Origin of the sequence: Porticoccus sp., from assembly GCA_023261185.1 — a bacterium.
GTDB classification, from domain to species: Bacteria; Pseudomonadota; Gammaproteobacteria; order Pseudomonadales; family Porticoccaceae; genus Porticoccus; species Porticoccus litoralis.
On the sequence record JALRJN010000011.1, the window covers coordinates 1 to 5,448 of the forward strand.

The window sequence follows — 5,448 nt, forward strand, 5'->3', positions numbered from 1 at the left end:
ATATTCGCCTACCCTGGTCAATGCCCAGGAAGAACTGTTGCTGGCATTAAAGCGAAATAACCCAACACTAATCACTGCTGCCATGGAGCGGCTGTCGGCTTTACAGGTGCCGGAATCGGAGATCCACCGACTGAAAAAATCCGCAAAGGTTAGTCAGACCATTACCATCACTGCACCTCAATCTGGGGTATTGGATAATCTGAACACTCGGGAAGGGATGTTTGTTAAGCCGGGTATGGAGATGATGGCCATAGGCCAACTGGAGCATATCTGGGTGATTGGTGAAATATTTGAACGGCAGGCGGCCAGTGTGCAAGTGGGTGATGCAGTGCGCATGCGACTGGATTATTTACCCGGTCGCGAGTGGAAAGGAAATGTTGATTATATTTACCCCTCTCTGAACGCCAAAACGCGTACCGCTCAGGTGAGGGTGCATTTTGACAGCTCGGATAGATTCCTGAGGCCGGGCATGTTTGCGCAAATGACAATAGTTACCAAGCCCTCGCGGGAGACTTTACTCATTCCCCGTGAAGCACTGATTCGTACCGGTAGCCAATCAAGAGTGGTATTGGCAAAAGGTGAAGGGCGTTTTAAGTCCATCGCAGTGAAGGTAGGCAGAATTGGTGAAGATAAGGTGGAAATTCTTTCTGGTTTAAAAGACGGTGAGCGTATTGTTACGTCTGCCCAGTTCCTGATTGATTCCGAATCCAGCAAAACCTCAGACTTCAAGCGCATGGCCCATGCAGATGATCGGATAACCGCAAGTTCCGACTCGGTCTGGGTAAGTGCACGTGTTGAAAGCCTGATGACAGAGCATCGAATGGTAACTCTGGCGCATGCAGCCATCGAAGGTTGGCAGTGGCCGGCTATGGTAATGGACTTTACGGTCGACGAAGCGGTGGATATGAGCCGGTTTGGTTCTGGAATGAATATCCATGTGGAGATTCGCCGGGAAGACAATAATTTCGTGATTAGCCAAGTGCATATTCCCGACATGGATCCAGACAATGTCCAGCCAACCGATGCCATGGAACACAGTGATCTTGAAAGTATGAATCATCAGGAGATGGATCATAGCGGGATGGATCACAGTGAGCACCAGCAGGAGGCCGGACAATGATCGAAGCAATTATTCGCTGGTCCGTTCATAACCGTTTTTTTGTTCTGTTGGCCACCTTGATGTTGGTGGGAATTGGTGGCTGGTCCCTTAAAAATACACCGGTAGATGCTATTCCCGATTTGTCGGACGTGCAGGTGATTATCAAAACCAGTTATCCGGGGCAGGCGCCGCAGGTGGTGGAAGATCAGGTCACCTATCCGCTGACTACTGCCATGTTGTCAGTACCGGGTGCGGTCACCGTACGCGGCTACTCGTTTTTTGGCGACTCCTATGTCTATGTCATTTTTGATGAAGATACCGATGCTTACTGGGCCCGCTCGCGGGTATTGGAATACCTGTCGCAGGTGGCGCCGACGCTGCCACCCAGTGCCAGACCACAATTGGGACCGGATGCGACTGGCGTGGGATGGGTTTATCTCTACGCGTTGGTAGATAGAACTGGTCAGCACGACATCAGTCAGTTGCGCAGCCTGCAGGATTGGTTTTTGAAATACGAACTGCAAACGGTGCCGGGGGTGTCAGAAGTCTCTGCGCTTGGCGGTATGGTCAAACAGTATCAGGTCAAAGTAAATCCGGACAAGCTTCGTGCTTTTAATATTCCTCTCTCTCATATCCAGATGGCCATCCAACGTGGTAATCAGGAAGTTGGTGCTTCTGTTGTGGAGATGAGTGAAGCGGAATATATGGTGCGTGCCAGTGGCTATATCCAGGGTATTGACGATCTGAGAACCATTCCTCTGGGTTTGGATATGAATGGCACACCGCTGTTATTAAAGGATGTGGCCGATATTGAACTGGGTCCGCAAATGCGCCGTGGTATTGCTGAACTTAATGGTGAGGGAGAGGTGGTAGGTGGGATTGTCGTCATGCGCTTTGGCGAGAATGCCCAGAAAACCATTGATGGCGTCAAAGCAAAGTTGGAAAAACTCAAGGTGGGTTTGCCGGAAGGCGTAGAAATTGTCACGGTTTACGACCGATCTCGATTGATCTCTAGCGCCATTGACAGTTTATGGAAAAGTCTGGTTGAAGAGCTTGCTATCGTCGCGTTGATCTGTGTCATTTTCTTATTTCATGTCAGGTCATCACTGGTGGCAGTCGTTAGCCTGCCGCTGGGAATCCTGACGGCCTTTATTGTGATGTACTGGCAAGGCATTAATGCAAACATTATGTCCCTTGGAGGAATCGCGATTGCCATCGGTGCCATGATAGATGGTGCGATTGTGATGATTGAAAATATGCATAAGCATATGGAACGTACGCCGTTGACGCCAAAGAACCGTTGGAAAGTGGTGGCAGAGTCTGCCAGCGAAGTCGGCCCGGCATTGTTTTTCAGTCTGCTGATTATCACCGTCAGCTTTGTGCCGGTATTTACCCTGGAGGCTCAGGAAGGCCGAATGTTTAGTCCCCTAGCCTTCACTAAAACCTATGCCATGGCCGCCAGCGCCGCGTTGGCAGTGACAGTGGTGCCGGTGTTGATGGGGTATTTTATCAGGGGCAAGGTGGTCGCCGAGAGAAAAAACCCCATCAACAGGTTGCTGATTGCAGGCTATATGCCGCTGCTCAAGGGTGTTTTGCGCTTTCCAAAAATCACACTCGCCATGGCTGGCGTTGTGTTTCTTGTTGGGATCTGGCCGCTTAACAAGATTGGCAGCGAATTCATACCCGATCTGGATGAAGGCGACCTGATGTACATGCCCACTACCTATCCGGGCCTGTCCATCGGCAAGGCGCGGGAAATCCTGCAACAGACTGACAAGCTGATTGCCACAGTTCCGGAAGTAGAAACCGTATTTGGCAAAATTGGACGGGCTGAAACTGCTACAGATCCGGCGCCGCTAACCATGATTGAAACCTTTATTCAGTTGAAACCCAGAGAGGCGTGGCGCGATGGCATGACCACCGACAAACTCAAGAAGGAGCTTGATGCGCTGGTGAAGTTTCCCGGCTTGACCAATGCCTGGGTGATGCCCATCAAAACCCGCATCGACATGCTGGCTACCGGTATAAAAACCCCGGTGGGTATTAAGGTGGCTGGCCCCGACCTCAAGGAGATCGAAAAAATCGGCAAGCGTTTGGAGCAGGTGCTCAAAGATGTACCTGGCACAGCCTCAGTATATTCCGAGCGAGTAGCGGGTGGCCGTTATATCAAGGTGGATATTCAGCGAGAAAAAGCCGCACGCTATGGCCTCAATATCGCCGATGTGCAGCAAGTGGTTGCCACCGCTATAGGCGGTATGAACGTAGCGCAGACTATCGAAGGGCTGGAACGTTACCCCGTCAACCTGCGTTACCCACAAGATTATCGCAACTCTCCCGAGCAGTTAGCTCTGCTGCCTATTGTCACGACCAGTGGTCAGCGCATTGCATTGGGGGATGTTGCTCGTGTTTATGTTGAAGACGGGCCGCCTGCCATCAAGAGTGAAAACGCCCGTCTTAATGGTTGGACCTTTGTCGATATCGACGGAGTGGATGTCGGCAGTTATGTGGAAGACGCTATGAAAGTGGTGGCCGATCAGGTCGAACTACCAACAAGCTACTCCCTGAATTGGTCGGGACAGTATGAATACATGTTGCGGGCCAAAGAGAAGCTCTCCTACGTGGTGCCTCTGACTCTGGCAATTATCATCGTGCTGCTCTATTTAAATTTCCGCAGTGTTGCCGAGGTCGCCATCATTATGGGCACCTTACCACTGGCAATGATTGGGTCCATCTGGTTGATGTATTTGCTTGGTTACAACTTTTCCGTTGCTGTGGGTGTGGGTTTTATCGCGTTGGCGGGCGTGGCGGTAGAAATTGGCGTCATTATGCTGGTCTATCTCAACCAGGCACATACGCTTTTCTTGCTTCAGTGTGAGGAGCGGGGCATCACACCGAGTATGAAAGGATTACGGGAAGCTGTTCTTCACGGTGCAGGCTTACGTGTTAGACCGGTGATGATGACGACAGTCTCTACTATTGTCGGCTTACTGCCGATCATGTTCAGTACCGGTACAGGGGCGGAAGTGGTCAGCAGAATTGCTGCACCTATGGTGGGGGGCATGCTCAGTGCTTTGGTATTGACATTGTTGGTATTGCCGGCGGTTTATCTGCTTTGGAAGCAGAGCAAGGGTAATGACGGAACTTAATCAATGAACCTGGCGTACCCGATTATAAAGTTCGGGTGCGCCGTTCTGAATTCTAACCCTATATTCCTGGCCTCCCCGTTGGTTCTGGTTGTGGAACCGATGAGAAACACATCGGTGTCAAACATTTGATTCAGATCAAGAACTGGCAATATCAGATCTGCTAGATTAAAACGGTCAATAAAGGGGGGCCGATATGGTTCATTATCTGGGTATTGTGCTGGTCATTTGGGGGTTGCTTGCGCAACCACTGATGGCTGCATTACCCGGAGATATACAGGTTCACTCTCCAGTATCAGCAAGTGCGCCCAATATTGGCGCGATCGCCTCAGTATCGGATCTGGACCATACGCTCCCAGTCCCAGCGGCCACTTCCAATCCTCTCAACCCGAATGAGTATGGTAAACAGGCGGCAGGGCATAGCCTCACTGCTTCGACAATGCCCTGTCACCAAATTGCCGACAGTAGTGATTTGTCCAAACCCTGCGGTAAGTGCTTAACCGGTCATTGTGACTCAGGCTGTCTATCGGCCAGTCATTGTGCGCCAACCTGTTCAGCCTCGGGAACAGTTGGGGCTGTCGGTTCATTTTATAAAAATACTATGAATCATGCCGCCTGCGATGTGTTCAATACCCCGCCGGAACCACTGTTGGCGCGGCTCCCCTCACGTATTTTTCATCCTCCCAAAACGGCCTGATCAGGCCGGTAATCCCGCTGGTATAACAACTGCGATACCTGTTTCGTGAATGGTTCCGCCTTTGCGGATCCTGGTTCCTGAACCTTTGAAATCCCTGCTGGCGGTTCTCCCGCTTTGTGCTGGGAGCAACGCATGTTCCGACTAGCCAGGGTAAACAGGATTACACATCCATTACAGCAATGTAATACACGGGTCATCTTAAGGTCAGAAACGCCGCTCTACTATGACAATGGATAAGTCCAGGTGCAGCTTGGGAGTTGTGTACGGGTCGATTCAATGCAGAAACGCCGCGACAGGATATCTGGCCAATATTAACGGTTGACGGCGTACAGGCTACAGATCGAGGTGCGTGTAATAGTGAGTACGAGAGGCCTGATACCTGTTAATGAAAATTGCTTGACCTGTGTCTTGGACACAGGTGTAAGGTGACAAAAAGCCGGACAAATTCTTTGGATTTTCTCTCGGGTTTAGAACTGATGATTGACTCATATCAAGGCAAGGAACAGATC

Annotated in this window: 2 protein-coding genes; both read left to right on the forward strand. The window is 50.7% G+C overall.

Features of this window, described 5'->3' with window-relative positions; all coding sequences use genetic code 11:
• Positions 1–1,120, forward strand: a 1,120-nt coding sequence (locus tag ACYZYZ_RS01090) for an efflux RND transporter periplasmic adaptor subunit (RefSeq protein ID WP_461482955.1), incomplete at its 5' end; no start/stop codon positions are given.
• Positions 1,117–4,245, forward strand: coding sequence for an efflux RND transporter permease subunit (locus ACYZYZ_RS01095; protein WP_461482956.1), 3,129 nt, complete (start codon positions 1,117–1,119; stop codon positions 4,243–4,245). The genes ACYZYZ_RS01090 and ACYZYZ_RS01095, both read left to right, overlap by 4 nt.
• The last annotated feature ends 1,203 nt before the right edge of the window (positions 4,246–5,448 follow it).